Annotated in this window: 24 protein-coding genes and 1 tRNA gene; 10 read left to right on the forward strand and 15 right to left on the reverse strand. The window is 69.9% G+C overall.

Annotated features, from left to right (window positions below):
* Nucleotides 1–40: 40 nt before the first annotated feature.
* From C463_RS10855 to C463_RS10865, 3 genes are all read right to left on the reverse strand, one after another.
* Nucleotides 41–1,105 (reverse strand): Gfo/Idh/MocA family protein, encoded by a 1,065-nt coding sequence (locus C463_RS10855; protein WP_008443708.1) that lies wholly within the window; start codon nucleotides 1,103–1,105, stop codon nucleotides 41–43.
* 85 nt (nucleotides 1,106–1,190) lie between these two features.
* Nucleotides 1,191–1,676 carry a hypothetical protein gene (locus C463_RS10860; RefSeq protein WP_008443710.1) on the reverse strand — a complete coding sequence of 162 codons (486 nt, stop codon included), beginning with the start codon at nucleotides 1,674–1,676 and terminating at the stop codon, nucleotides 1,191–1,193.
* A 118-nt stretch (nucleotides 1,677–1,794) separates the two neighbouring features.
* Nucleotides 1,795–3,549: a thiamine pyrophosphate-binding protein gene (locus tag C463_RS10865; RefSeq protein ID WP_008443711.1), complete on the reverse strand. Its 1,755-nt coding sequence runs from the start codon at nucleotides 3,547–3,549 to the stop codon at nucleotides 1,795–1,797.
* A 162-nt stretch (nucleotides 3,550–3,711) separates the two neighbouring features.
* On the opposite strand from C463_RS10865, the gene C463_RS10870 reads away from it, so the two are divergent.
* Together C463_RS10870 and C463_RS10875 are read left to right on the forward strand one after the other, a co-directional pair.
* On the forward strand, nucleotides 3,712–3,996 hold the full coding sequence (locus C463_RS10870; protein ID WP_008443713.1) for a DUF5789 family protein: 285 nt from the start codon (nucleotides 3,712–3,714) through the stop codon (nucleotides 3,994–3,996).
* Nucleotides 3,996–4,550, forward strand: a complete 555-nt coding sequence (locus tag C463_RS10875) for an adenylate kinase (protein ID WP_008443715.1) — start codon at nucleotides 3,996–3,998, stop codon at nucleotides 4,548–4,550. Before C463_RS10870 ends, C463_RS10875 begins: the two co-directional genes overlap by 1 nt.
* A 45-nt stretch (nucleotides 4,551–4,595) precedes the next feature.
* On the opposite strand, the gene C463_RS10880 is transcribed toward C463_RS10875, so the two are convergent.
* The 5 genes from C463_RS10880 to C463_RS10895 form a co-directional block, all read right to left on the reverse strand.
* On the reverse strand, nucleotides 4,596–6,509 hold the full coding sequence (locus C463_RS10880) for a DEAD/DEAH box helicase (protein WP_008443717.1): 1,914 nt from the start codon (nucleotides 6,507–6,509) through the stop codon (nucleotides 4,596–4,598).
* A gap of 416 nt (nucleotides 6,510–6,925) precedes the next feature.
* Nucleotides 6,926–7,672, reverse strand: a complete 747-nt coding sequence (locus C463_RS10885; protein ID WP_008443719.1) for a hypothetical protein — start codon at nucleotides 7,670–7,672, stop codon at nucleotides 6,926–6,928.
* Between the two features lie 33 nt (nucleotides 7,673–7,705).
* Nucleotides 7,706–8,542, reverse strand: coding sequence for a thermonuclease family protein (locus C463_RS10890; protein ID WP_049905835.1), 837 nt, complete (start codon nucleotides 8,540–8,542; stop codon nucleotides 7,706–7,708).
* 182 nt (nucleotides 8,543–8,724) lie between these two features.
* Nucleotides 8,725–9,285: a hypothetical protein gene (locus C463_RS17840; RefSeq protein WP_008443723.1), complete on the reverse strand. Its 561-nt coding sequence runs from the start codon at nucleotides 9,283–9,285 to the stop codon at nucleotides 8,725–8,727.
* 538 nt (nucleotides 9,286–9,823) lie between these two features.
* Nucleotides 9,824–9,897, reverse strand: a tRNA-Tyr gene (locus C463_RS10895).
* A gap of 153 nt (nucleotides 9,898–10,050) precedes the next feature.
* Here C463_RS10895 and C463_RS10900 point away from each other — a divergent pair.
* Together C463_RS10900 and C463_RS10905 are read left to right on the forward strand one after the other, a co-directional pair.
* The gene (locus C463_RS10900) at nucleotides 10,051–10,911 is read left to right on the forward strand and encodes a hypothetical protein (RefSeq protein ID WP_008443724.1); all 861 of its coding nucleotides are present in this window, start codon (nucleotides 10,051–10,053) and stop codon (nucleotides 10,909–10,911) included.
* Between the two features lie 88 nt (nucleotides 10,912–10,999).
* Nucleotides 11,000–11,590, forward strand: coding sequence for an NAD(P)/FAD-dependent oxidoreductase (locus C463_RS10905; protein WP_008443725.1), 591 nt, complete (start codon nucleotides 11,000–11,002; stop codon nucleotides 11,588–11,590).
* Nucleotides 11,591–11,629: 39 nt separating this feature from the next.
* Here C463_RS10905 and C463_RS10910 read toward each other — a convergent pair whose 3' ends face one another.
* Nucleotides 11,630–13,267: a succinic semialdehyde dehydrogenase gene (locus C463_RS10910; RefSeq protein ID WP_008443727.1), complete on the reverse strand. Its 1,638-nt coding sequence runs from the start codon at nucleotides 13,265–13,267 to the stop codon at nucleotides 11,630–11,632.
* Nucleotides 13,268–13,342: 75 nt separating this feature from the next.
* Nucleotides 13,343–14,362, reverse strand: a complete 1,020-nt coding sequence (locus tag C463_RS10915) for an AI-2E family transporter (protein ID WP_008443729.1) — start codon at nucleotides 14,360–14,362, stop codon at nucleotides 13,343–13,345.
* A 112-nt stretch (nucleotides 14,363–14,474) separates the two neighbouring features.
* On the opposite strand from C463_RS10915, the gene C463_RS10920 reads away from it, so the two are divergent.
* From C463_RS10920 to C463_RS10935, 4 genes are all read left to right on the forward strand, one after another.
* A complete protein-coding gene (locus tag C463_RS10920) occupies nucleotides 14,475–15,629 on the forward strand; it encodes an aminotransferase class I/II-fold pyridoxal phosphate-dependent enzyme (RefSeq protein WP_008443730.1) in 1,155 nt (384 codons plus the stop codon).
* Nucleotides 15,629–15,913, forward strand: coding sequence for a hypothetical protein (locus C463_RS10925; protein WP_008443731.1), 285 nt, complete (start codon nucleotides 15,629–15,631; stop codon nucleotides 15,911–15,913). The genes C463_RS10920 and C463_RS10925 overlap by 1 nt, the downstream gene beginning before the upstream one ends.
* A 117-nt stretch (nucleotides 15,914–16,030) precedes the next feature.
* Nucleotides 16,031–16,408 carry a translation initiation factor IF-5A gene (locus C463_RS10930; protein WP_004598442.1) on the forward strand — a complete coding sequence of 126 codons (378 nt, stop codon included), beginning with the start codon at nucleotides 16,031–16,033 and terminating at the stop codon, nucleotides 16,406–16,408.
* Between the two features lie 4 nt (nucleotides 16,409–16,412).
* Nucleotides 16,413–17,261 carry an agmatinase family protein gene (locus tag C463_RS10935; protein ID WP_008443732.1) on the forward strand — a complete coding sequence of 283 codons (849 nt, stop codon included), beginning with the start codon at nucleotides 16,413–16,415 and terminating at the stop codon, nucleotides 17,259–17,261.
* A gap of 19 nt (nucleotides 17,262–17,280) precedes the next feature.
* Here C463_RS10935 and C463_RS10940 read toward each other — a convergent pair whose 3' ends face one another.
* Both C463_RS10940 and C463_RS10945 read right to left on the reverse strand, forming a co-directional pair.
* Nucleotides 17,281–17,532: a hypothetical protein gene (locus C463_RS10940; protein ID WP_008443733.1), complete on the reverse strand. Its 252-nt coding sequence runs from the start codon at nucleotides 17,530–17,532 to the stop codon at nucleotides 17,281–17,283.
* Between the two features lie 106 nt (nucleotides 17,533–17,638).
* A complete protein-coding gene (locus C463_RS10945; protein ID WP_008443734.1) occupies nucleotides 17,639–19,237 on the reverse strand; it encodes an amidohydrolase in 1,599 nt (532 codons plus the stop codon).
* A gap of 120 nt (nucleotides 19,238–19,357) precedes the next feature.
* Between C463_RS10945 and C463_RS10950 the strand changes: the two genes are divergently transcribed.
* Nucleotides 19,358–19,807 carry a universal stress protein gene (locus C463_RS10950; protein ID WP_008443740.1) on the forward strand — a complete coding sequence of 150 codons (450 nt, stop codon included), beginning with the start codon at nucleotides 19,358–19,360 and terminating at the stop codon, nucleotides 19,805–19,807.
* A 14-nt stretch (nucleotides 19,808–19,821) separates the two neighbouring features.
* Here C463_RS10950 and C463_RS10955 read toward each other — a convergent pair whose 3' ends face one another.
* On the reverse strand, nucleotides 19,822–20,778 hold the full coding sequence (locus C463_RS10955) for an alpha/beta hydrolase (protein WP_008443742.1): 957 nt from the start codon (nucleotides 20,776–20,778) through the stop codon (nucleotides 19,822–19,824).
* A 49-nt stretch (nucleotides 20,779–20,827) separates the two neighbouring features.
* Here C463_RS10955 and C463_RS10960 point away from each other — a divergent pair, with 49 nt between their 5' ends.
* Nucleotides 20,828–22,210 (forward strand): DEAD/DEAH box helicase family protein, encoded by a 1,383-nt coding sequence (locus tag C463_RS10960; RefSeq protein ID WP_008443744.1) that lies wholly within the window; start codon nucleotides 20,828–20,830, stop codon nucleotides 22,208–22,210.
* 18 nt (nucleotides 22,211–22,228) lie between these two features.
* Here C463_RS10960 and C463_RS10965 read toward each other — a convergent pair whose 3' ends face one another.
* Both C463_RS10965 and udk read right to left on the reverse strand, forming a co-directional pair.
* Nucleotides 22,229–22,624, reverse strand: coding sequence for a hypothetical protein (locus tag C463_RS10965; protein WP_008443746.1), 396 nt, complete (start codon nucleotides 22,622–22,624; stop codon nucleotides 22,229–22,231).
* 65 nt (nucleotides 22,625–22,689) lie between these two features.
* On the reverse strand, nucleotides 22,690–23,388 hold the full coding sequence (gene udk, locus C463_RS10970; RefSeq protein WP_008443748.1) for a uridine kinase: 699 nt from the start codon (nucleotides 23,386–23,388) through the stop codon (nucleotides 22,690–22,692).
* Nucleotides 23,389–23,487 lie beyond the last annotated feature (99 nt).

A 23,487-nucleotide genomic window follows, 5' to 3' on the forward strand; every position in this document is an offset into this window, starting at 1 on the left:
TGAGTCCAGCACCGAATAGGTTCCCATCGCGGAGCGGCTCTCAGTCAAGCCGGACCGCCGCACCGATCTCCGAGGACCGGTAGATGGCGTCGATGACGCGCTGGACGCGCAGTCCCTCCTCGACGGTGTTGATGCCGGGCGCCTCGCCCGCGGCGGCCGCTTCGAGGAACGTCTCCTGCTCGGCGGCGTGGGCGTCGCCCTCGCGCGTCTCGACGGTCGCGTCCGTGAGGTGGTGGCCGCCGCCGACGCCCGACTCGTGGACCGTGAGGTCGCCGCTGCCGCGGTCGAACGTCGCGCCCGCCTCGGTGCCCCGGACGACGAACTCGTCGGTCTCGGGCCGGTTCGTCGCCCACGCGGCCTCCAGCGACACCGTGGAGCCGTCTTCGGCGCGGATGAACGCCGACGCGGAGTCGTCGACGTCGAACCCCTCCGGCCCGGCGTCGTCGCCCCACATGTGGACGTACGCGTAGTCGTCGCGGCCGCCGAACTCCGAGCGCGTCTTCCCCGAGACCTCCACGACCTCGGGGTGGTCGAGGAAGTAGAGGGCGAGGTCGATGGCGTGGACGCCGATGTCGATGAGCGCGCCGCCGCCGGCGACGTCCGCCGACGTGAACCACGAGCCTCGGCCGGGGACGCCGCGCCGGCGCACGTAGTTCGCCTCGACGTGGGTGGTCTCGCCGAACCGCCCCTCGTCTTGGTAATGTTTGACCACTTGAACCGGCTCCGCGAACCGGTTGTTGAACCCGACCATACAGAACCCCTCGGCGGCGCGGGCGGCCTCGGCGATTCGCTCGGCGCTCTCCAGCGTGTGCGCCAGCGGCTTCTCCAAGAGGACGTCGAGGCCCGCCTCCAGCGCGGAGGTCGCGTACTCCTCGTGGAAGCGATTCGGCGTGGTGACCAGCACGGCGTCGCAGGCGTCGTAGAGGGCCGCCTCGTCCTCGTAGGCGGGGACACCGAACTCCTCGTGGAACCGCCCGCGGGCGTCGGCGTCGACGTCCATTCCGCCGACGAGGGTCGCGCCGCGCTCGGCCAGCTTCGTCGCGTGGTGGGACCCGATGCCGCCGAGGCCGACGATGCCGACGGCGACGTCGTTCGGATGCGTCATGGGCGGGATTCACAACGAGTGTTGTTAAGGCTCACGTCCGGGGCGACGGGGGCGCGGGACCGGTTTCACGCCGGCGGCCGCACCGTCAGGCGACCGGAACGGAGGCGATCACCGCCGCCGCGGCGTCGAGGGGCACGGCGTCGACCACCGCGGGCGACATCGAGTCGACGAAATCGAAGAGGCCGCCGAGCGAGCCCGCGTTCTCGACGAGCCCGTTCCACGCGTTCAGGAGCGCCCGGAACCGCTCCGGCTCGCGGGCGATCACGAACCGACCGACCGACGCGCCCGCCCCGAGGAACGCGAGAACGGCCAGCACGCGCGAGATCGCGAGCAGCTTCAACAGGATCGGGAGCGCCAGCGCCAACGCCAGCGCGGCGACGACCCCCGTGACGACCTCGCCGAGGGATCCACCGTCGGCGAGGTCGACGACGCCCGCCCCGGAGAGCAGGACGAACCCACCGACGAAGAGCGCCAGCGTGCCCCACATGAACGCCGCGAGGAGACGGACCGGCCCGTCGTATCCGTTCCCGGCGCCGTCGGGGACGTCGTCGTGGACCCACGGGTTGCGCATACCTCGGGTCGGGGGGCGACGCTAATATAGATCGCTTCAAATCTCGGAAACGCTCCGCGTGAAACCGAGCGGCTACTCGCAGGGTCGCGGGGCTGTCACTCGCCCGGTCGTGAGGCGATCACTCGCTCGGATGCGGTCCGGTCATCCACTCGCTCGCCTGCGGTTCGGCCGGATCGGTGACGACCTCGACGAGCGCCGGGCCGTCGCGGGCGCGAGCGCGCTCGACGGCGTCGCCGACCGCGTCGCGCTCGCGGACGCGTTCCGCGGGCAGCCCCATCCCGGACGCGACCGCGACGAGGTCGAGGCCGGTCTCCGCCCAGCCGTAGCTCTGGTCCGGGAACTCGTACGACCGCGACGCCTCCTCGCTGATGATCGCGTAGTCGTCGTTGTTGAGCGCGACGACGGTCACGTCGATCCCCTCGCTCGCCAGCGTGTGGAGTTCGTGGACGCACATCATGAGCCCCCCGTCGCCGGTGAGCGCGACGACGTCGCGGTCCGGGTTCGCCAGCTTGGCGCCGAGCGCCGACGGGAGTCCGGTCCCCATCGTCGCCCATGAACCGGGGTTGACGTACGACTGCGGGCCGGCGGCGGGGAACGAGACGAGCGTCCACAGCCGGAACCCGCCCGCGTCGGCGGCGACGACCGCCTCGTCGGGGACCGCGTCGCGCACCGCCGAGAGGACTTCGACGGAGCGGAGGGGGCGGTCGTCGTCGTCGCTGTCGTCGGCGCCGTCTCCGGCGTCGCTCGATTCCGAGAGCGCGTCGAACCGCTCGCGGTCGGCGGCGCGGACCGACGCCGCGCGCTCGGCGCCGGAGCGGTCAGGAGCGGCGGTGCGCCCCGCGTCAAGGCGGTCGTCGAGCGTGCGGAGGAAGCGGTCGGCGTCGGCGACGACGCCGAGGTCGGTCTCGTAGCCGAACCCCACGTCGTCGCCGTCGAGTGTGACGTGGACCAGCGTCTCCGGCATCGAGACGGACCACGTGGCGGTCGCGACCGCGTCGAGGTCGGAGCCGACCACGAGGCCGACGTCGGCGCTCGCGAGGAGGTCACGCAGTTCCGCGCTGGCGCCGCCACAGAGGACCCCGGCCGACAGCGGATGCGTCTCGGGGAGCGTCCCCTTTCCTTTGTACGTCGTCACGACCGGTGCGTCCAGCCCCTCGGCGGCCGACCGGAGCGCGTCGCTCGCGTCCGACCGCCGAACGCCGCCGCCGGCGAGGACGACGGGCGAGTTCGCGCCGGCGAGCAGGTCGGCCGCCTCGTTCACCGCCTCGGCGGTCGGGGCCGGCGGCGGCGCGGGGTCCCGGTCGCCGACCGCCGGCTGGGGCGTTCGACCCGCGAGGAGGTCCTTCGGGATCCCGACGCGGACCGGCCCCTGCGGGTGTTCGCGGGCCGTTCGGATCGCCTCGACGACGGCCGGCACCGCGCCCGCGGGCGAGTCGACGAGGACGTTCTCCTTGACGACGGTGTCGTACGTCTCCGGCGGCGTCTCGTGGATTCCGTCGCCGCCGCGGACCGACCGTTCCGTCTCGACGGCGAGGTGGAGGAGCGGAACGCAGTCGTTCAGGGCGTTCTTCAGCCCGTTCATCGCGTTAGTGTCGCCCGGTCCGGGGACGACGCAGGTGGCGGCCATCTCGCCCGGATCGCTCGTCTCGGCGTACCCCCACGCCTGATGGGGGACCGCGGTCTCGTGCCGCGCGACGACGAACCGCGCGTCGCGGTCGGCGAGCGCCCGGTTCAGCGGGAGGGTCTGCTTCCCCGGGATGCCGAATACCGTGTCGACGCCGCGGTCGAGCATCGCGTCCACGACTGCCTCGGCGACGGTCGGCGGCGGGTCATCGTCCCTGTCGGCGGCGGGCGAGGGCTCGTCAGCGTCCATGTCGCGAAGTCGCCGGAGTGCGTGTTGAAAGCTTCGCCCGGCGACGGACCCGCGGGCGAGTACGGGGACCCGACACCGCGAGGGAGGGGAACTCGTCGGAGAGACGGCGACGCGCCGACTCGTACGTACACTTATTTTCACGTGCGCTGTCACATGGTATGTATGCGCTTACCAGAGACGCGAGACCTGTTCGCGAGGAAACTACAGTTTCCGGCGTCCCGGGACGAGGTGCTGGAGACGGTCGGTGACACGGAGCTGTCGCCGCCGGACGGAGAGTCCACGACGATCCGGGCCGTGATCGATCGGTCGGACGTCGAGACGTACGGCTCGGCCGACGACCTCTACGACGAACTGATGATGCTCGTCGGCGCTCGGTTCGTCGGCCGCCGGTACTACGACGACCGCGGCGGCATGCCGGGAGACGAGGAGAACGAGGTGAGCTTCTGATGTCCGTCACGCTCGTGTCGGGGGTCAACGGCGTCGGTCTCTCCAGCGTCTGTCAGGCCGTCAGGCGCGGACTCGGAGAGGGATACAAGCTGATCAACTTCGGCGACGCGATGCTCGAACAGGCGGCGGCGATGGGTATCGCGACCGAGCGGTCGCAGCTCGGCACGCTCTCGCAGACCGAAACGCGTCGACTCCAGCGTCGCGCAGGCGAGTTCGTCGCCGAGGAGGCGGAGACGACGAACGTGATCCTCTCGACGCACCTCGCGGTCGAAACGCCGACCGGCTACGTCCAAGGGCTCCCCGTCGAAGTGCTTCAGGACGTCTCGCCGGACGCGTTCGTCCTCGTGGAGGCGGAGCCGGCGACGATCCTGGAACGCAGGCGGGAGAGCGACCGCGACCTCGACGGGGTCACCGAACGCCGGATCGACTTCGAGCAGGACCTCAACCGATCCGCGGCGCTCCAGTACGCGAGAGACCAGAACGCGCCCGTCCGGTTCGTCGAGAACGAGGGTGAGATCGAGGAGGCGGCCGAGCGCGTGGCGGACGCGCTCTGATCGGGCGGTTCGACGCGCGGGTGGCTCGACGCGCCGAGAGGCGGCCTACTCCGCGACGTTCGTCTCGCGAACGCGGACGCCCTTCCGGCCGAGGTGCCGCATCTGTCGCTGGGCGAACTCCTCCCCGCTCGACCCGCGCGTCGCGAGGACGTAGACGAGCGCGGAGCCGGTCGGGCGCATCGTCCGCCCCGCGCGCTGTGAGCCCTGTCGCCGGGAGCCGCCCAGGCCGCTCGCGACGACCGCCAGCTCCGCGTTCGGGAGGTCGATCCCCTCGTCGCCGACCCGGGAGACGACGAGGACGTCGAGGGCGTCGTCGTCGCGCGCACCCGCCGAATCCTCCTCGCCCTCGGTCGCGTCGCCGTCTGCCGCCCGGAACCGCCGGAACAGCTCCGCGCGCTCGTGGTGGGGCGTCTCGCCGCTGATGAACGGGGCGTCGAGCGCGTCGGCGATCGCACGCCCGTGATCGAGGTACTCGACGAAGACGAGCGCCTTCTTGTCTCGGTGGGCGGCGAGCAGGTAGCGGATCTCCTCGACCTTGGCGGGGTTCTCGGCCGCGAGCCGTCGGCGTTCGCGGCCGTCCGCGGCGGCGTACTCGTTTCGGGCCGTCTCGTCACGCCACGGGACGTACCGTATCTCGACCTCGGGCTCTTGGACGAAGCCGGCCTCGAAGAGGGAGTCCCAGTCGGCGCCGATGGGTTGGCCGATGAGGGTATATATCTCCTCCTCGCTGCCCGTTTCGCTGACGGGGGTCGCCGAGAGCCCGAGTCGGTGTCTGCTCTGGAACTCGGCCGTCCGGGAGTAGACGGGGCCGGTGACGTGGTGCACCTCGTCGAAGCAGATCAGCCCCCACTCGCGGGAGTCGAAGAGGCTCCGGTGGCGGTCCATCCCGGCGATCTGGTACGTCGCGATCGTGACCGGGCGGATCTCCTTGGTGCCGCCGTGGTACAGCCCGATGTCTGCGCGGTCGACCGTGGAGTGCTCCAGCAGTTCCTCCCGCCACTGGTCGGCGAGTTCGCGCGAGGGGACGAGGATGAGCGTCTCGCCGCCGACCGCCGCGATCGTCGCGATCCCGGCGACGGTCTTTCCGGAGCCCGGTGGGCCGACGTACACACCGGACTTGCGGTCGAGGAACGTCTCGACCCACGTCGCCTGGTAGTCGCGGAGGTCCGTGGTGAGTTCGATCTCGACCGGGTCGCCGGTCTCCAGGTCGCGGTCGTCCTCGACGGGGTAGCCGGCGTCGTAGAGCGCGCGCTTGACCGCGGCGACGGCGTCGTCGTTGACCCACGCCTCAGTGTCGGAGATGGGCGCGCGGAGGTGGTCGTCGTCGAGGTGCTGGTCGGCGACGTTGCCCATCAGGCTCTCCGAGGCGGCTTCGAGGACCACGTAGCCGTCCGCGTGGGTATACAGCCGGAAGCGGTGCGCGCGGCGCCACTGGTCGCGCACCCAGTCTTCGAGGTGGTCGTCGCGCCGCGGGATGACGGAGCGGAGCGCGCCCACGAGCGCGTCGGCGTCGTCGAACGGCGCGGCCCACACGTCCTCCTGCCGGATCCGGTAGAGGTAGCCGCGGGTTCCCGGCTCGGTGCCGGTGGTGTCGACGAGGTTCGCGAACTGCGAGAGCCGCGCCCGGGTGTACTGCGTCGGGCGGTCGACGACTATCTCGCGGCGCTTCGGGAAGACCACGACGCGCTCGCGGCTCGCCAGCGCCCCCCAGTCGCGCGGGTAGAAGACGACGGGGTCGGCCTCGACGTCGAGTCGGTCCACGTCGCCGCGGTCGACGAGCGCCGCGAGCGCGTCGCGGGCGGCCGCCTGCGTGGTCCCGAGTCGGCGGGCGACCTCGCTCGCGGTCGCGACCGGGCGCTCCTCGGCTTCGAGCGCCTCGTGGAAGCGATCCAAGGAGAGGTTGTTAGCGTCGTCCTCGCTGAGATCGTCTCCGGCGTCATCGCCGGTATCGTCGGTCATCACCGCCGCTTCGGTCGCGACGCGGAAATGGATAGCGTCAGCGGACGGGACGAGTCAGAGACGTCACCGAAATCGTATGGGCTTGCTGCCGGATAATCGACCGCGAACAGCCACAAAGCCCCAGCCGCGAGGCGGGCGCACGCTCGTTGCGCTCCTCAGTCGCTCGTTTCACTCGCTCCTTGCGGTGCTTACGTCGCCTCCGCCCGCCTCGCGGCTGCCCCTTTGAGTCCCGCCCCACCCCGAACCGCATCCTCATTCCTCCCCAACCCCGTCAGTCGCCTCCGCTTCGCTTCGGCGACTGACTCCCTCGCACGCGCTCCTCGCGCCCTGCGGGCGCTCGGAGGCGCGCGCCACAGCACTACTCGGTTGCTAGTGAATCGCGCGAACAGGACTCGCTTAAAAAGCAATACCGACGACTACCGCCCCGGCGACCGCTGCCGACACCGTCGCGAGGTGATCCCCCCCTTCGAGCGGAACCGGCAGCCGCAGTCGGTACAGCGCACGAACGGCTCGCCCGGCTCGGTTTCGAGGCGGTGTTCGCCCACCTCGAACGGGCGGGTCACGGTCCGGGGTCGAATGCGGTCCGGAATGGGCGTCGACGACGACTCGCTGAGCGCGGCGCGCACGGCGATGGTGTCCACGTCGACGCCGTCCCACCGCGGCGCTTCGAGGGCGGCCTCGCGGTCCGCGACCTCGGTCCACCCCGTGACGACGACCGGGGAGTTCGTCTCCGTGTCGCTCACGACCACGACGAAGCGGACGCCGCCCTCAACGAGGGCGAACCGCCAGCCGTCGGTGTTGTTCCAGCGGAGCTGTCCCCCCCGGATCGCGTCGCTCACCGTGCGCGTCGAGACGTACCGACCGGGCTGTTCGAGCCGCTCGCGGAAGTGGTCGGTGAGCGCGTAGAGCGAGGGGTCGCGCACCGGGGGGTCCTCCGGCGTCCGGGCGGCGGCCTCCCCGCCGTGGGGCGGGTCGACCGACCGATACTCCGGGCGGTCGGTTCGGCCGGCCCGAGCGCGGCGGCGCGCCGGCGACTCCGGCGGCGACCGGGGCCGAGCGTCTCCCTGCCGGCTCGCGGCGGCGGTCGTGGAAGCGGTCCGACGCTCCGTCGATCCGGGCCCGAGGGGCTCCGCGTCCCCCGACCCGCCCTGTCGGGATGCCACTACGACATCGTACCGAGCGCGCTCTTAAGTGTGTTACGCCGACACAGGGAGATCAGTTGTTTCGACCCCGAAACTGGGCAGCGACTCGCAGGCCTTCCCGTCGCCGTCGGCGTCGAGGTCGTGGGGATCGCCGGCGATCCGATCGAGGACGGCGTTCGCCTCCGCCCGCGTGTCGAAGTCGGAACAGTCGTAGTCCCCGTCCGCGGGGAGCGGCGGGAGGTCGGCGTCGTCGACCTCGCTCACCTCGGTGGGGTAGTCCGACTCGTCGAAGTCCCAGAGCCCGACCCCGCGCTCCCTCGCGTCGGCTTCGGCCGCCGCGTACGCGTCGCGCAGCGCGAACTCGGTGTCATACAGCCGCGCGTCCCCCTCCGTGAGCAGGCGCTCGTTGAAGTCCTCGCCGTCGACGTACAGCACCGCCAGCAGCCGCCCGTACCCCCCGCGGCGGTCGCCGCCGGTGACGACCGTGACCTCCTCGCCGGCGAGTTCCGACTCCGCGAACGCAGAGGCCTCGATCCCCCACGCCCGGAGGTGCGCCCGGCCGGCGTCCGTCTCCGGGATACCCTCGAACTCGGCGGGCGACGTCGATCCGGCGCTCGTCTCGGGCGTGTCGACGCCGAGGAGCCGGACGGTGTCGACCTCGCCGTTCGGGAACTCGATCTCCATCGTGTCGCCGTCGACGACGCGCACGACGGTCCCGATCCACGCCGTGTCGTCCGGATCGTTCGGGTCGGCGCCAGTCGGATCTGGGGGTGGCGAGTCGAGATCGGCGTCACCCGGGGCAGTGTCCGAGAGATCGGTGGTCGGCACGCCCGCACAACCCGCCAACGCGACGAGCGCGACGACAACAATCGCTGCCCAACGGACTCGCATACTCGTCGTGACGTCGGGAGCGCTCAAAAGCAGCGGGTTTGGTTGAGGTTCGCGTCGAGAAATCTGTGGGTATCTGTCACGATCTCAGGCACGAATGTGTATCATACCTTTCAGCGCCCAAAATTCCCAATTCCATTTTGGAACACTTCCAACGAAATGTACTATTCGGTTGCCATTGTCCCCTACTCGGGTGCTGACTGATTAAATATCCACATAGCCCCTGAAGCAATCATACCCACGTAGCTCACCAACGCAGCACTTAGTCCATACGTGATGAGATCATTTCCGGAGATAGGAAGTTGGTAGTATCCACCAATCTGAAAAACACCTACGAGTGTGATAGCAGTCCCTAATATCGCAGCAAGTATCGACACAGCAGCTGTTTGGACGTGGGTTTGATTTCGCCACTCAGAAAGTGATGTTTCGGAGGATTTCGGCTCAACCTCAACATCTGGTGGAATGGGCCAAGTCGACTCGGGGCGATTAACCCAGTATATCTTCCCGTTATTGATTTCTTGTAATCGTAGCACGTCTCTTTCATTCAGTTCTTCCAGCCGAGTTCGCACGGTATCGTCACTAGCTGAGCCCCCAAGAGCGGCGTGCATCTGAGAAACACTATAAAACGGCCGGTCACCAAATACAAACTCTTCAGCAACCCGCTTTTGTGTCAGGTCTTTGTTGAAATTTGGTTCCTCAATTCTGGATGATATCCAATCTGGTAATACATCCTCTTCACTCTCCATAGGGCTAAAACAGTGTGGTAGGTCAAAACTCTCATCCTGTTCTACATTCGCCGAAGCAGGTTCCCGAATCGTAGAATCGTCTTCTCTGTTTGTCGAATTCCGGTTTTTCAGTCTATTATAACGAGTATCACGTCGTTATGGATGGTGATGCGTTACAACAGCATCAACGCAAACGCAGCAGAGGTGATTAGTGATGTCAATCAGTGCTGAGGCGTTATTAGCGAGTCTGGTGTTTCTCCTAACCAGTGTTGTATGGATTTACGTTCGTGGTCTATCCCCGACAGGATTTTCGGCACAGGCGAATCTCATAGCGTTCCTGTCGGCCGCAATCGCTGGTGTCGCCGTCTACGTCAACGCTAAGTAGGAGAAATAACCCAACCACAGAAGCTCATCGAGCTATTCTCCTAACTTATCGACGAGAATACGAACAACGACAGTCCGTTTTAGAAGTGATGCGGCGACAGCGCACCCGATCCAAACTCTCACAATAATAAATTCTTCCAGCCGATTGCTGTCGCTTACCGATGGTGAGGAACAGTCCGCCCTCCCCGAATTGAACGGGGGACAAGTCGATCTACAGTCGACTGCTCTACCAAGCTGAGCTAAGGGCGGTTACCGAAACATAGCCGCCGGATTCGACTTAAGGGTTCCCTTTCACGACCGGTGTGATCCGCCGTACCGCGGCCCCGATCGCCGGACTCGAACGCCGCTCGCGACCCGCGCTCGCCGCGCGGCAGTTAAGTCGCTCGCGGCGGGAGCGGGGACATGGCCGACGGCGACGACAGACAGGCGACGTTCGGGTCCGACGGGAGCCTCGAAACCGAGACGACGCCGGACGCGACGGGCGAGAACGACTTCGGCGAGGAGAAGGCGGCGAACGAGACCGACGGCGGGTACAGCCGGTACGTCGTCTCCAGCCTCCTCCAGAAGGCGGTCCGGCGCTCCGACGAGGAGGTCGCCGCGTGGGCGGCGTGGGAGCTGGCGCGCTCCGGGTACGCGTGGAACCTCTGGGACCGGCTCAACCTCTACGTCGTCGAGGACCTCCGCGCGGGCGACGAGGTCGCGCTCACCATCGAGCGCTACGAGGAACTCGCCACCGAGCGCTGGGAGCCGGCCGCGTGGAAGGGCCGCCTCTGTGCGATCCACGCGGCGCTCGCGGCCGCCCGCGCCCGCTCGACCCGCGAGGCGTCGAACGCGGACGCGTACTTCTCCGCCGTCGCCGACGTGCGGGCCGAGGCCCGCGAGCGCGGCGAGGCGCCCGCCCACGACTTCCCCGTCGGCGACCTCGACCCGGAGGGCAAGTTCGACGCGGTCTTCGACGGGCACACGGGCGAGGGGTCGAAGCGCGGGCGCGGCACCCGATTCTTCAAGACCCACGGCACTCGCGTCGGGCCGGAGGGCGAAGACGAGCGGAGCGCGCGCTGGCAGCGGCTCGCGATGCTGCTCGACGAGGACGTCGAGTACGACGAGAGCGAACTCGACCGCGCCGTCGCACCGGTCGACGCGGACGACCCGTGGCGCGACTCGGACGCGAACGCCAGCGCTGACGGGAGCGGCTCGGGGGCGACCGACGACGCCGACGACGCGGACGACGAGACCGGATCGCTCACCGACTTCACGGAGTAACGCGCCGCTCTAATCGGCGCTGCGGCGGCACCCGGCTTCGATCCCCGCTTCCGTCAACGCTTATCAGCGGGGCGCGAGTATTGCGACCATGACGAACGTCGTAATCGTCGGCGGTGGCCCCGCCGGTCTGAGCGCCGGACTGTTCGCGAGCAAGAACGGCCTCGACACCACCCTCTTCGACACGGACGGGACGTGGATGCACAAGGCGCACCTGTTCAACTACCTCGGCGTGGGCTCCGTCGGCGGCAGCGAGTTCATGGCGACCGCGCGCCAGCAGGTCGACGACTTCGGCGTCGACCGCCACCAGGGCGAGGAGGTCACGGGCGTCGAGTCCGCCGGCGACGGCTTCACCGTGACGACCGAGGAGGGCGAGTACGACGCCGACTACGTCGTCCTCGCGACGGGCGCGAACCGCGACCTCGCGGAGGAAATCGGCTGCGAGTTCGACGACGATGACACCGTGAGCGTCAACCTCTCGACGGAGACCAGCGTCGACGGCGTCTACGCGACCGGCGCGATGGCCCGCGCCGAGGAGTGGCAGGCGGTCATCTCGACTGGCGACGGCGCCGCCGCCGCGCTCGACATCCTCTCGAACGAGAAGGGCGAGCACTACCACGACTTCGACGTTCCTGACACCGCGGCGTCGGTGTTCGGCGACCTGATCGACGACGAGGAGTAACGCCCCGACCGCGGTTTTTTCGCGACGACTGACTGCCGCTCAGCGACGCGACAGGCGCCGCCGCACCGCGTCGATGCTTCGCCGCGCCCCGCGAGCGACCCGCATGGCGGCGAACGCGCCGCGGACGAACCAGTCGGTCGGGATCCGCTCCGGGAACGTCAGCGGCCCGACCCGCGAGACGCCGACGGTACGGGTCTCCGTGTACCGCTGGATCCCCTCTCGCCCGTGTCGGCGGCCGAGTCCGGAGTCGCCGAACCCGCCCATCGGCGCGTCGTTCGCGCCCCACGTCGCGAGGAACGCGTCGTTGACGTTCACCGTGCCGCAGTCGATCTCGCGGGCGATTTCGGCGCCGCGCTCGCGGTCAGCGGTCCAGACGCTCGCGTTGAGCCCGTACGGAGAGTCGTTGGCCGCGTCGACCGCCGCCTCGGCGTCCGGGACCGGCGTCACCGCGGCCACCGGGCCGAACGTCTCCTCGCAGGCGACCGTCGAGTCCGGCTCGACGCCGGTCAACACCGTCGGCTCGTAGCAGTACGGGGCCACGTCGGGGCGGGCGCGCCCGCCGGTCTCGGCCGTCGCGCCCGCCTCGCGGGCGTCGTCGACGTGCGACTCGACGCGGGCCAGCTGGTCGGCGTCGACGAGCGAGCCGAGGTCGGCGTCGTAGTCGTACCCGGTCCCGAGCGTCAGCGACTCCGTCTCGCGGACGAACGCGTCGAGGAACGCGTCGTACGCGGACTCGACGACGTAGATCCGCTCGGCGGAGAGGCAGAGCTGGCCCGCGTTCGAGAAGCAGGCCTGGACCGCGCCCCGGGCGGCCTCGTCGATGTCGGCGTCTCCGAGCACGACGAGGGGGTTGTTGCCGCCGAGTTCGAGCGAGCAGCCGATCAGGTTCCGTCCCGCGCGCTCCGCGATGGTCCGCCCCACCGCCGTGCTGCCGGTGAACGCGACGTAGTCGACCGCGTCGATCAGCGGCGGCCCGACCGTCGGTCCCTCGCCGGTGACGACCTGAAAGAGGTCGTCCGGGAGCCCGGCGAGTTCCAGCAGTTCGGAGAGCAGCAGCGCCCCGTACGGCGTCTTCTCGTCCGGCTTGAGGACGACCGCGTTGCCGGCGGCCAGCGCGGGGATCGCGTCCGCCATCGACAGCGTGAGCGGGTAGTTCCACGGCGATATCACGCCCACGACGCCGACCGGCTCGCGGGTGACCGTCGCGGTCGTGACCCCGGACGCGACGCCCCGGCGCCGCTCCTCGGCGAGCGCGTCGGGCGCCTCGTCCGCGACGTACGCGCAGCCGCTCGGCACGTCGAACAGCTCCTCGACCGCGGTGCGACGCGACTTCCCGGTCTCCAGCTGGAGGAGGTCGAGCACCTCCTCGCGGCGGTCCGCAACGAGGTCGCCGAGCCGGTCGACGACCTCCGCGCGCTCGTCCGCGGGAACCTCGGCCCAGTCGGCCTGCGCTTCTCGGGCGCGCTCGACCGCGGCCGCGACGTCGTCCGCGTCGCAGGCCGGGACGCTGCCGATCCGGTCGTCGGTCGCCGGGGCGAACACGTCGATCGAATCGGCGGCCTCGGCGTCGTCGCGGGCGGGTCGCGAGCGCCCGACGCGCTCGGCGAGGCCGGAGAGTCGTCGCGCCGCGAGCGTCGGCGCGTCGCCGACAGCCGTGGGGGGATCCGTCGAGGACATCAGATACCGGACGGACGGTCGGCGGAGGGAAAGCCGTACCGGCGGCGTCGACCGCGACCGTCCGCTCGGCGACGGTCAGTCCGCCGACTCCGCCGTTCCCTCCGACGCGACGGGGGCCACCTCGCTCTCGGACAGCATGTCGATCACTTCGAGCAGCAGCGACACGACGAGGGGGCCGACGATGACGCCGATCGCGCCGAGCGTGAGGATGCCGCCGACGAACCCGACGAAGTACAGTCCCGGGGAGATCCTGCCGGTCCAGTCGGCGAGTTGGGTCCGTATCACCGCGTCGGGGACGAAGGCGATGACGACGAGTCCGATCACCAGCACGCCGACCGCCCGTTGGACGTTGCCGACGAGGAGGTCTCCCGCCCCGAGCCCGACGATGAGCACGCTCGGTCCGATCACGGGGATGAACTGGAAGACGCCGGCGATGACCGCCAAGAGGACCGGCGACCCGTAGCCGAGGATCCGGAACACCACGAGCGATAGGACGAACGTCGCCGCCGCGGTCGCGGCCTGAAGCACGTAGATCGAGTACAGCGTCTGCCGCGTGCGCTCGTGGAGCCGCGTCGGGATGTCGTGGTACTCGGCCGGAACGACGCCGAAGACGGCCGTCCCGACCGCTCCCGGCCGATAGAGGATGCCGTACACGAGGAACGTGAACACGACGAGCTCCAATACGAGCACCGGGGCCGCCCCGGCGACCGCGAGCGCGACATCCCGGATCCACGCCTCGGCGGCCGCGACGAACGGCGCGATCTCGACGACGGTCGCGAACCCGCCGACACTGATCGGGACGAAGTCCGGGATCCCTTCGAGGATCGCGATCAGTTCAGACCGCCGCCGGTACAGCGCGTACAGCAGCGGCGCCACGAGGAGCGTAGCCCCGAGGAAGGCGACGGCGGTGGCGACGGCGCACGCGATCCGACGCGAGAGCCCGCGCCCGACGAGCCCCTGTCGGAGGGGATACAGGACGTACGCGACGGTAACCGCGAACACGACGGTTCGCAGGACCTCCGCCAGCACGGCCGCCGCGAGCGTCGCCAGCGCGACGAGCAGGGCGGCCAACAAGCGCTGCCGGTTGAGAAGCATGTCTGCGTGTCACAATCGGCGAGCAAAGTCGTTGCGGTGGGAACCGCTCTCGCGGAGCAGCGGGGGCTCCCGAGACCACAGCACCTAACCTCGCGCCCGCCCGAGTACGGGCATGCGCATCGACCCGTTCGGCCTCGAACGCTGGTTCGCGGAGCACGAACACGAGGCCGACATCATGCTGGCCGAAAGCGGCATCCGGTCGCTCGACGCGAGTCGGTTCGACCTCGACCCCGGAAAGCTCGGCTACGTCATCCCGACGAACGGCGACCCCGAGTTCCGGGCGTCCGTCGGCGACCGCTACGACCGGTCCGCCGACGAGGTGCTGTTCGCGTGCGGCACGCAGGAGGCGAACTTCCTGACCTTCCTCTCGCTGCTCGGCGACGAGGGTCCGGTCGATGGAGGGAGTGGAGAGGCGGGCGTCGGCTCCGGCACCCACGCCGTCGTCGTCACCCCGACGTACCAGGCGCTCCACGCCGTTCCCGACGCGTTCGGCGACGTGACCCGCGTCGAACTGGAGCCGGCGGAGTGGGAGCTAGACCCCGAATCGATCGCCAACGCCGCCCGCGACGACACGGCCGTGATCGTCGTCAACAACCCGAACAACCCCACCGGGCAGTACCACGACGAGGCCGCGATGCGGGCGGTGTACGACGTCGCCGTCGAGCGCGACGCCTACCTGCTCTGCGACGAGGTGTACCGCCTGCTCGCCGAGGACCCGCAGCCGCCCGTCGCGAGCTACGGCGCCCACGGAATCTCCACCACCAGCCTCACGAAGGCGTACGGCCTCGCCGGCCTCCGGTTCGGCTGGATCGCCGGGCCGGAGGCCGTCGTCGAGCGCGCGTGGCAGTGGAAGGACTACACGACCATCTCGCCGAGCCTGTTCGGACAGCACGTCGCGAAGCAGGCGCTGGGGGGAAGCGAGGAAAAAATCCTCGCGGAGAACCGCGAGCTGGCGGCCGCCCACCGCGAGACGGTCGCGGACTGGGTCGACGACCACGACCTCGACTGGCTCGACCCGGTCGGCGTCAACGCGTTCGTGACGGTCCCGGACGGGTTCGACGACGCGGAGGCGTTCTGCCGGACCGTCGTCGAGGAGGCGAGCGTCGTCCTCGCGCCCGGCGGCCTGTTCGGCTTCCCGGACCGGTTCCGGATCGGGTTCGGACTACCGACCGACGAGCTGGAGGAGGGGCTGGACCGGGTGAGCGGCGTGATAGAGGATCACGCGACGAAGACCGACTCGGCCGCGACGACCGGAGGTGACGCCTGATGGGGCTGCTCGGCGACCTCAAAGACGACGTGGTCGGGCTCGTCCGCGACCCGACCGACGAGCAGAAGATACTGGTCGTCGCGTTCGCCGCCATGGCGGTCTCGGACCGCTACTTCTACTTCAACGACATCCCGTTCGTCGTGCGGACGACCGCGGCCGTCGGGGTCGGCTTCATCGTCATGTTCGTCGTCAGCTACCTGTACACGGGCCAACTCGTCCCGCCGGACGGGAACGTCGGCGACGACGACGAGCCGGAGGAGTACGTCGACGAGCTCGACCCGTAGCGGCTTGGTACATTCGCGTCCGACCGCGACGCGCGCGGTCGTTGCTCGCCGCCCGCTCAACCCGGAGAGCGGCGGCGTTCCAAACCGTTTATACCCGCGCCGGGGAAATTGGCGGACATGCCGCGAGAGCAGAAGCAGGTTCGCGAACTCCAGGAGGGAAGCTACGTGATGATGGACGACGCGCCCTGTAAGATCAACCATTACAGCACCGCCAAACCCGGCAAACACGGCAGCGCGAAGGCCCGCGTCGAGGGGAAGGGCGTCTTCGACGACAAGAAGCGCTCGCTCTCGCAGCCGGTCGACGCGAAGGTGTGGGTCCCGATCATCCAGCGCAAGCAGGGACAGGTCGTCAACGTCAGCGGCGACGAGGTCCAGGTGATGGACCTGGACACCTACGACACGTTCACGATGCGCATCCCCGAGGGCGAGGACTTCACCTCGGACGACAACATCGAGTACCTCGACTACGAGGGCCAACGGAAGATCATCGGGTAATCGGATGTTCCCCGGGGCGACGACAGACCGCGAAGCTGCTTCCTACGTGGTCGTCGGCGCTCCGCTCGACGCCACGACCACTTTTCAGCCGGGCACCCGGTTCGGACCGGACCGGGTCCGGCGATTCGCCGAGACGTACGACGACTACGACCGCCGCACCGACAGTCGCTTCTCCGCGCTGGGCGTCGGCGACGCCGGCGACGTGCGTCCGTGGGACGACGTGCCGGCGTACCTCGACCACCTCGCCGCCGAACTGCGGAGCGTCGCCTACGACGACGCCGTGCCCCTCCTCCTCGGCGGCGAACACACCGTCACCTACGCGGGCGTCAAAGCGGTCGATCCCGACGTTCTCGTCGTCGCCGACGCGCACCTCGACCTCCGCGAGGCGTACGACGGGAACCCGTGGAACCACGCCTGCGTCACGCGCCGGTGCCTCGACGACCTCGGCGTCGACCGCGCGGTGATCGTCGGCGCGCGGACCGGCTCCGAGGCCGAGTGGGACCGGGCGGCCGACGCCGACGTCGAGGTCGTCGCGCCCGAGGACGCCCGCGAGTGGGTCGACGCGCTCGACGGCGACGGCTCCGGGGAGGCCGGACCGTTCGACGACGGCGAGTCCGTCTACTGCTCGATCGACGTCGACGGGCTCGACCCCGCCTACGCTCCCGGGACGGGGACGATGGAACCGTTCGGGCTGGAGCCGCGGACGGTCCGCGACCTCGTCCGCGCGGTCGCGCCGCTGGCGGACGGGTTCGACGTCGTCGAGGTGAACGACCGCGACGACGGGCAGGCGGCCGCGGTCGCGGGCAAACTGCTGCGGGAGTTCGCGTACTCGCACGCCGCGGCGACCGAGTAGCCGGGCTCTCGACGGCGACTTACGAGACCTCTGAGAGCCGGCGCCGCGCGGCGGTCACGGCCTCCATCGAATCGATCCACTCGCGGGGGTCGGTACACCAGATGCGGTCGCCCGCCACGCTGACGCAGAAGACGGACTCGCCGGAGGGCGACAGCGTGACGCGGTCGACGTCCGGGCGGTCGCCGAGGTACGCGTCGATGAGCCGTCGGGCGGTCTCCGCCTCGGAGCGGAGGCGGTCCCCCGCGGCGTACTCGATGGCTATCTCTGCCATGTTGTCGGTTTATAACTACACGATTAATAACGACTGTCTTCTGGCAGCGATTGCGGCTTTCCCGGCGCTCCGCCGCGTCACCTCCCACGTCTCCGGTCTTCCCGGCTCACCGGTCGTCGAACACGACCTCGCCGTCGACGACCGTCAGCGCGACGTGGATCTCGTCGACGGCGTCGTCGCGCTCCCACGGCGAGTCGTCGAGCGCGACGAGGTCGGCCCGCTTTCCCGCCTCGATCGTCCCGAGCCGGTCCTCGTCGAAGCCGGCGTAGGCGGCGCCGCTCGTGTACGCGCGGAGCGCCTCGGTGACGGTGAGCCGCTGAGACGCGGCCGGCGCGTTGACCGCGTGATGGACGCCGACGAGCGGGTCCATCGGCATCCCGTCGGAGCCGAACGCGAGTTCGACGCCCGCGTCGAGCATCTCGCGGTAGCGGTTCGTCTCGGCGGTGCGCTCGGGGCCCAGTCGCTCCTCGTAGAGCCCGCCCTCCCGGGCCCACTTCAGGAAGTTCGGCTGGACGCTCGCGACGACGCCCGTCTCCGCGAGCCGCTCGATCGCGTCGTCGTCGGCCAGTTCGACGTGTTCGATCCGGTGGCGCGCCTCGCCCGCGTCGGTCCGCGAGGCGTCCTCGTAGGCGTCCAGCACGGCGTCGACCGCCTCGTCGCCGATGGCGTGAGCGGTGAACTGGAACCCCGCGTCGGTGGCATCCGCCACCGTCTCGTTCAGTTCGTCGGGGTCGACGACCCACTGACCCGTCTCGTCGGTCGCGTCCGCGTACGGTTCCGAGAGCCGCGCGGTGCGGCCGCCGAGGCTCCCGTCCGTGTACGACTTGATCGCACCGACCTGAACCATGTCGCTCCCGGCGTTCGTCGCGAGCCCGACCTCCCGGACCGCGTCGAGGTGGTCGCTCCAGTAGTTGATCCGGACGCGGGCGGTGAGCTCCCCGGCGGCGTCGAGGTCGCGGTACACCCGGGGGGCGTGCGAGTCGCGGACCATGTCGTGGAACCCGGTGATCCCGCGGGCGGCGCAGCCGTCGAGCGCGGCCTCGACGACCGCGCGCGTCTCGCTCGGTCCCGGTTCGACGGCCCGGTAGATCGGGTCGATGGCGGCTTCGAGGAGGACGCCGGTCGGCTCGCCGTCGTCGCCCGTCGGCACCGTCTCGTCGGGCGCGTCGGCGAGCGCGTCCGCGAAGCGGTCGAGCGCGACGCCGTTGACGGCGGCGACGTGCATGTCCTCGCGGAACGCCGCGACCGGGCGCTCCGTCGAGACGCGATCGAGGTCCTCGCGGGTCAGATAGCGCGACTCGTCCCACGTCGACTCGTCGTAGCCGTAGCCCAGCACCCAGTCGTCGGATTCGGATTTCTCAGCCCCGCTCTCCGCCGATTCCACTTCCGCCGCGCGCTCCGCGAGCAGGTCGACGGCGTCGGCCGGCGAGTTCGCCGCGGAGAGGTCCGCGTGGACGAGGTAGCGCCCCACGGTGGTGAGGTGGGTGTGCGCGTCGACGAAACCGGGGAGGAGAACGCGGCCGTCGAGGTCGACCACGTCGGTGTCGACGCCCGCGAGCAGTTCCACGTCGTGCGTCCGCCCGGTTCGGACGATTTCGCCGTCGCGCACGGCGACGGCCTCGCGGACCGCGTCGCCGCCGTCGTCCGGGTCCGCGAGCGTGTGTATCTCCCCGTTCACGAAGATCCGGTCCGCGGCCTCGGTCATGGAGATTCGGCGGGCGCACAGCGTGTTAACCGTTCGGGAACCGGTCGCTGCGACGCGGCTGGGAACCGGTCACCGGGAACCGCCGACCGATTTATTCGGTGTGACGGCGAAGCGTCACGTATGTACGACAACGTCCTCCTGCCCACCGACGGAAGCGTCGGCGTCGACCGCGCGACCGACCACGCGATCGACGCCGCCGACCGCTACGACGCGACGCTCCACGTCCTCTACGTCGTCGACAGCGACGTGATAAACGCCTACTCCGGCGACGAGTTCGTCGACGGCGCGGAGGGGGCCGAGGAGACGCTCGAAGAGGCCGGCCGCGAGGCGCTCGACGCCGTGGCACAGCGCGCCGGCGACGCCGGCGTGGAGACGGTCACCGACCTGCGATACGGCGTCCCGCACGAGGAGATTCTCCGGTACGTCGACGAGGCGGACGTGGATCTCACGGTGATGGGGTCGAAGACGCGCTCCGGGGACTACCGCCGGATGCTCGGCTCGGTCACCGAGCGCGTCTCGCGGCAGTCGACGGGCCCGGTGAGCATCGTCAAGACGACCGTCGAGGCCTGAAGACCGAGCGCGCGCTACAGCCGGTCCCGCACGTCCCCGGCGACCGCCTCCAGCGCCGCCTCCCCGGCGTCGACGCGGTCCGCGAGGCTACAGAACCCGTGCGCCATCGCCGGGTAGTGGCGGTGTTCGACAGGGGTACCCTCGCGCTCGAATCGCTCCGCGAGTGCGACGCCGTCGTCTCGGAGCGGGTCGAAGCCGGCGGTGACGACCGTCGCGGGCGGGAGGTCACCCAAGTCCGCCGCCTCCAGCGGGACCGCGTAGGGGTTCGCGGCGTCGACCGGACTGCGGAGGTACCGATCGTAGAACCAGCGCATGTCGTCGCGGGTCAGTAGGGGACCGTCCGCGTTCTTCCGGTAGGAGTCCGTCTCGAAGTCGTGGCCCGCGATCGGGTACAAGAGGAACTGCCCCGCCGGCTCGGGGAGATCGCCGAACTCTCGGGCGCGGAGCGCCGCCGCGACCGCGAGCGCGCCGCCGGCGCTGGTGCCCGAGACGCCGATCCGTTCGGGGTCGACGCCGAGCGCGGCCGTCGTCGCCGCGACCCACTCGACCGCCGCGGCCGCCTCGTCGACCGCGACCGGGAACGGGTGTTCCGGCGCGAGCCGGTAGTCGACGGAGACGACGACTGCGTCGGCCCGGTCCGAGAGTTCGCGGCAGATCCCGTCGACCGAGTCGAGCGTGCCGAGCGTCCACCCGCCGCCGTGGAGGTGAACGAGTGCGCGGGAGGGGGTCGCGTCTTCGGACGTTCCGGCGGCGCTTTCGGGGCGATACACCCGGACCGGCACCTCCCCGTGGGGCCCGTCGAACGCGAGGTCGCGGACCTCGGCCACCGGGGGCTCGGGCGGCCCGGAGAACAGGTCGTCTTCGAGCCGGCGGGCGGCCGCGACGGAGAGGTCGTTCCACGCGGGCAGGCCCAGCGACTCGATTTCGGCGACCGCCGCGGCGAGGTCCGGGTGGAGTTCGTCCGCGCGCATACCGGGGCGAGGCGGTGGGCCTTTGTAAGTCGGTCGGCAACTCCGGGCGATGGACGTCCGGTTGACTTACGAGGACGGCACGATCCGGGTCGACGCGGACGCCGACCTCGGGGCCGACGCGTTCCCGCCGCTTCCCGGCGTCGAGACCGACCCCCGTACCGGAACCGGCCGCGCGCCGGCGCACCGCTACGCCGAACTCCGGCGCGCGCTCCGGGTGGCCGGCGTCTCCGTCGACGACCGGGTCCTCGACGCGAGCGACCGCGCCGCGAGCGACGCCGGCCTCCCGGACGCGCTCGCCACCGACTACGACCTCCGCGAGTACCAGCGAGAAGCGCTCGACGCGTGGCGCGACGCGGGCGACCGCGGCGTGGTCGAACTCCCGACCGGCGCCGGCAAGACCGTGATCGCGATCCGCGCGATGGTCGACCTCGGCGTCCCGACGCTCGTCGTCGTCCCCACGGTCGACCTGCTCGACCAGTGGCAACGGGGGCTGGAGCGCGAGTTCGACGTGCCGATCGGCCGCTTCGGCGGCGGCGAGCAGCGTCGCGAGGCGATCACGGTGTCGACGTACGACTCGGCGTACCTGAAGGCGGACGGCGTCGGCGACGCGTTCGAGTTCGTCGTCTTCGACGAGGTCCACCACCTCGGCGGCGAGGGGTTCCGCGACGCCGCGCGCCTGCTCGCCGCGCCCGCACGGCTCGGGCTCACCGCCACCTTCGAGCGCCCGGACGGCGCGCACGAGGCGGTCGCGGAGCTGGTCGGCGACCGCGTGTACGCGCTCGACGTCGACGACCTCGCGGGCGACCACCTCGCGCCGTACGATATCCGCCGGATCGAAGTGGAGCTGACCGACGCGGAGCGCGAGCGCTACGACGAGAAGCAGGGCACTTTCGTCGAGTACGTCCGCGACGCTGGGATCACGTTCACGAGCGGGAGCGACTATCAAGAACTCGTCAAGCGCTCCGGCAACGACCCGGCCGCCCGGGAGGCGCTCCTCGCGAAGCAGGACGCCCGCGAAATAATGATGAACGCGGAGCGGAAGGTCGAGCGGCTCGGCGAGATACTCGACCGCCACCGCGACGACCGCGTCATCGTGTTCACGGCCCACACTGACCTCGTCTACCGGCTCTCCGAGCGCTTCCTCCTCCCCGCGATCACCGCTGAGACGGGCGCGAAGGAGCGCCGCGAGATCCTCGAACGGTTCCGCGAGGGCACCTACGGCCGGGTCGTCGCCGCCAACGTCCTCGACGAGGGCGTCGACGTGCCGGACGCCAACGTCGCGGTCCTGCTCTCCGGTTCGGGCAGCGAGCGGGAGTTCACCCAGCGGCTCGGTCGCGTCCTCCGCCCGAAGGACGACGGCGGCCGGGCGACGCTCTACGAACTCGTGAGCGCCGAGACCGCGGAGGAGCGGGTCGCGAGCCGGCGGCGATAGCCGACCGTCGCCGGCCGGTCACTCCGCGTCGCGATCCCGCCGAAGTTCCCTGACGCCCAGCAGCACGTACGCCGCGCCGACGAGTCTGAGGAACGTATCGAACCCCGGTTTCCATTCGACCGCGTCCGGGTCCTCGTAGAGGAGCCGCGCCGCGATCGCACGGTACGCCGTCGGAACGACGAGGAGGACGGTTCCGGAGGCGCCGGTGACGTACATCGCCAAGCCGTAGACCCGGCCGCCGATCAGGGCGAGCGCGACGACGGCCACGCCTTCGGCCCGAAGCGTCGGGCGCGTTCCCCGTCTCGGTTCGACGTCGTCCGGGTTCTCGACGGCGACGCGTTCGAAGGCGGTGACAATACGGTCCGGGACCAGCACCGTGAGCGCGCCGAGCGCGCCGATAATTGCTCGGATCATGGTCGGAAATACGCGCCGGGGCTCATTAGTCGCCCCTGCGGTTCTCTCGCTCTGAGAAGGTCGTCTCAGTCGTCGCCGTCCATGTCGAGCGAGCGCTTCTCGCCCAGCTCCGATTCGAGGCTGCCGCGCTCCCAACTCCTGACCGCGTCGCCCTCGACCTCGGCCCGGAGCTTCTCCTCGAGGAGGTTCACCGCGACGCTGTTGGCGCCCTCCGGGATGATCACGTCGGCGTGCTTCTTCGAGGGCTCGATGAACTGCTCGTGCATCGGCTTCACCGTCGAGAGGTACTGGTCGATGACACCCTCCAAGTCGCGGCCGCGCTCGATCACGTCTCGCCGAATGCGCCGCAGAATCCGCACGTCGGCGTCGGTCTCGACGAACAGCCGGAGGTCCATCATGTCGTTTATCTCCTCGTCGTACAGCGCCAAGATCCCCTCCAACACGATGACGTCGGTCGGCTCGACGGTGACGCGCTCGTCTTTCCGGTTGTGGATCTCGAAGTCGTACTGGGGCATCTCGACGGACTGTCCTTCGAGCAGCGCCTCCAAGTGTTCCCTGAGGAGTTCCCACTCGAACGCCGAGGGGTGGTCGTAGTTGACCTCCTGACGCTCCTCGAACTCGAGGTGCGAGAGGTCCTCGTAGTAGTTGTCCAGCGGGATCCGGGTGACGCTGTCGCCGAGGTCGCGGGTGACGAGCCGGGAGACCGTCGTCTTCCCCGCGCCCGTCCCCCCCGCGATCCCGATCACGAACGAGGGAATGACCATACCGCCGTTCGAACGCCGGAGGGTTTGAACGCTCCCTTTTCCTCGTCGCGGTGGGACGCGATCCCCGTCGCACGCGGGCCGCGATCCCCGTCGCATGCG

Origin of the sequence: Halorubrum californiense DSM 19288, assembly GCF_000336875.1 — an archaeon.
GTDB classification, from domain to species: domain Archaea; phylum Halobacteriota; class Halobacteria; order Halobacteriales; family Haloferacaceae; genus Halorubrum; species Halorubrum californiense.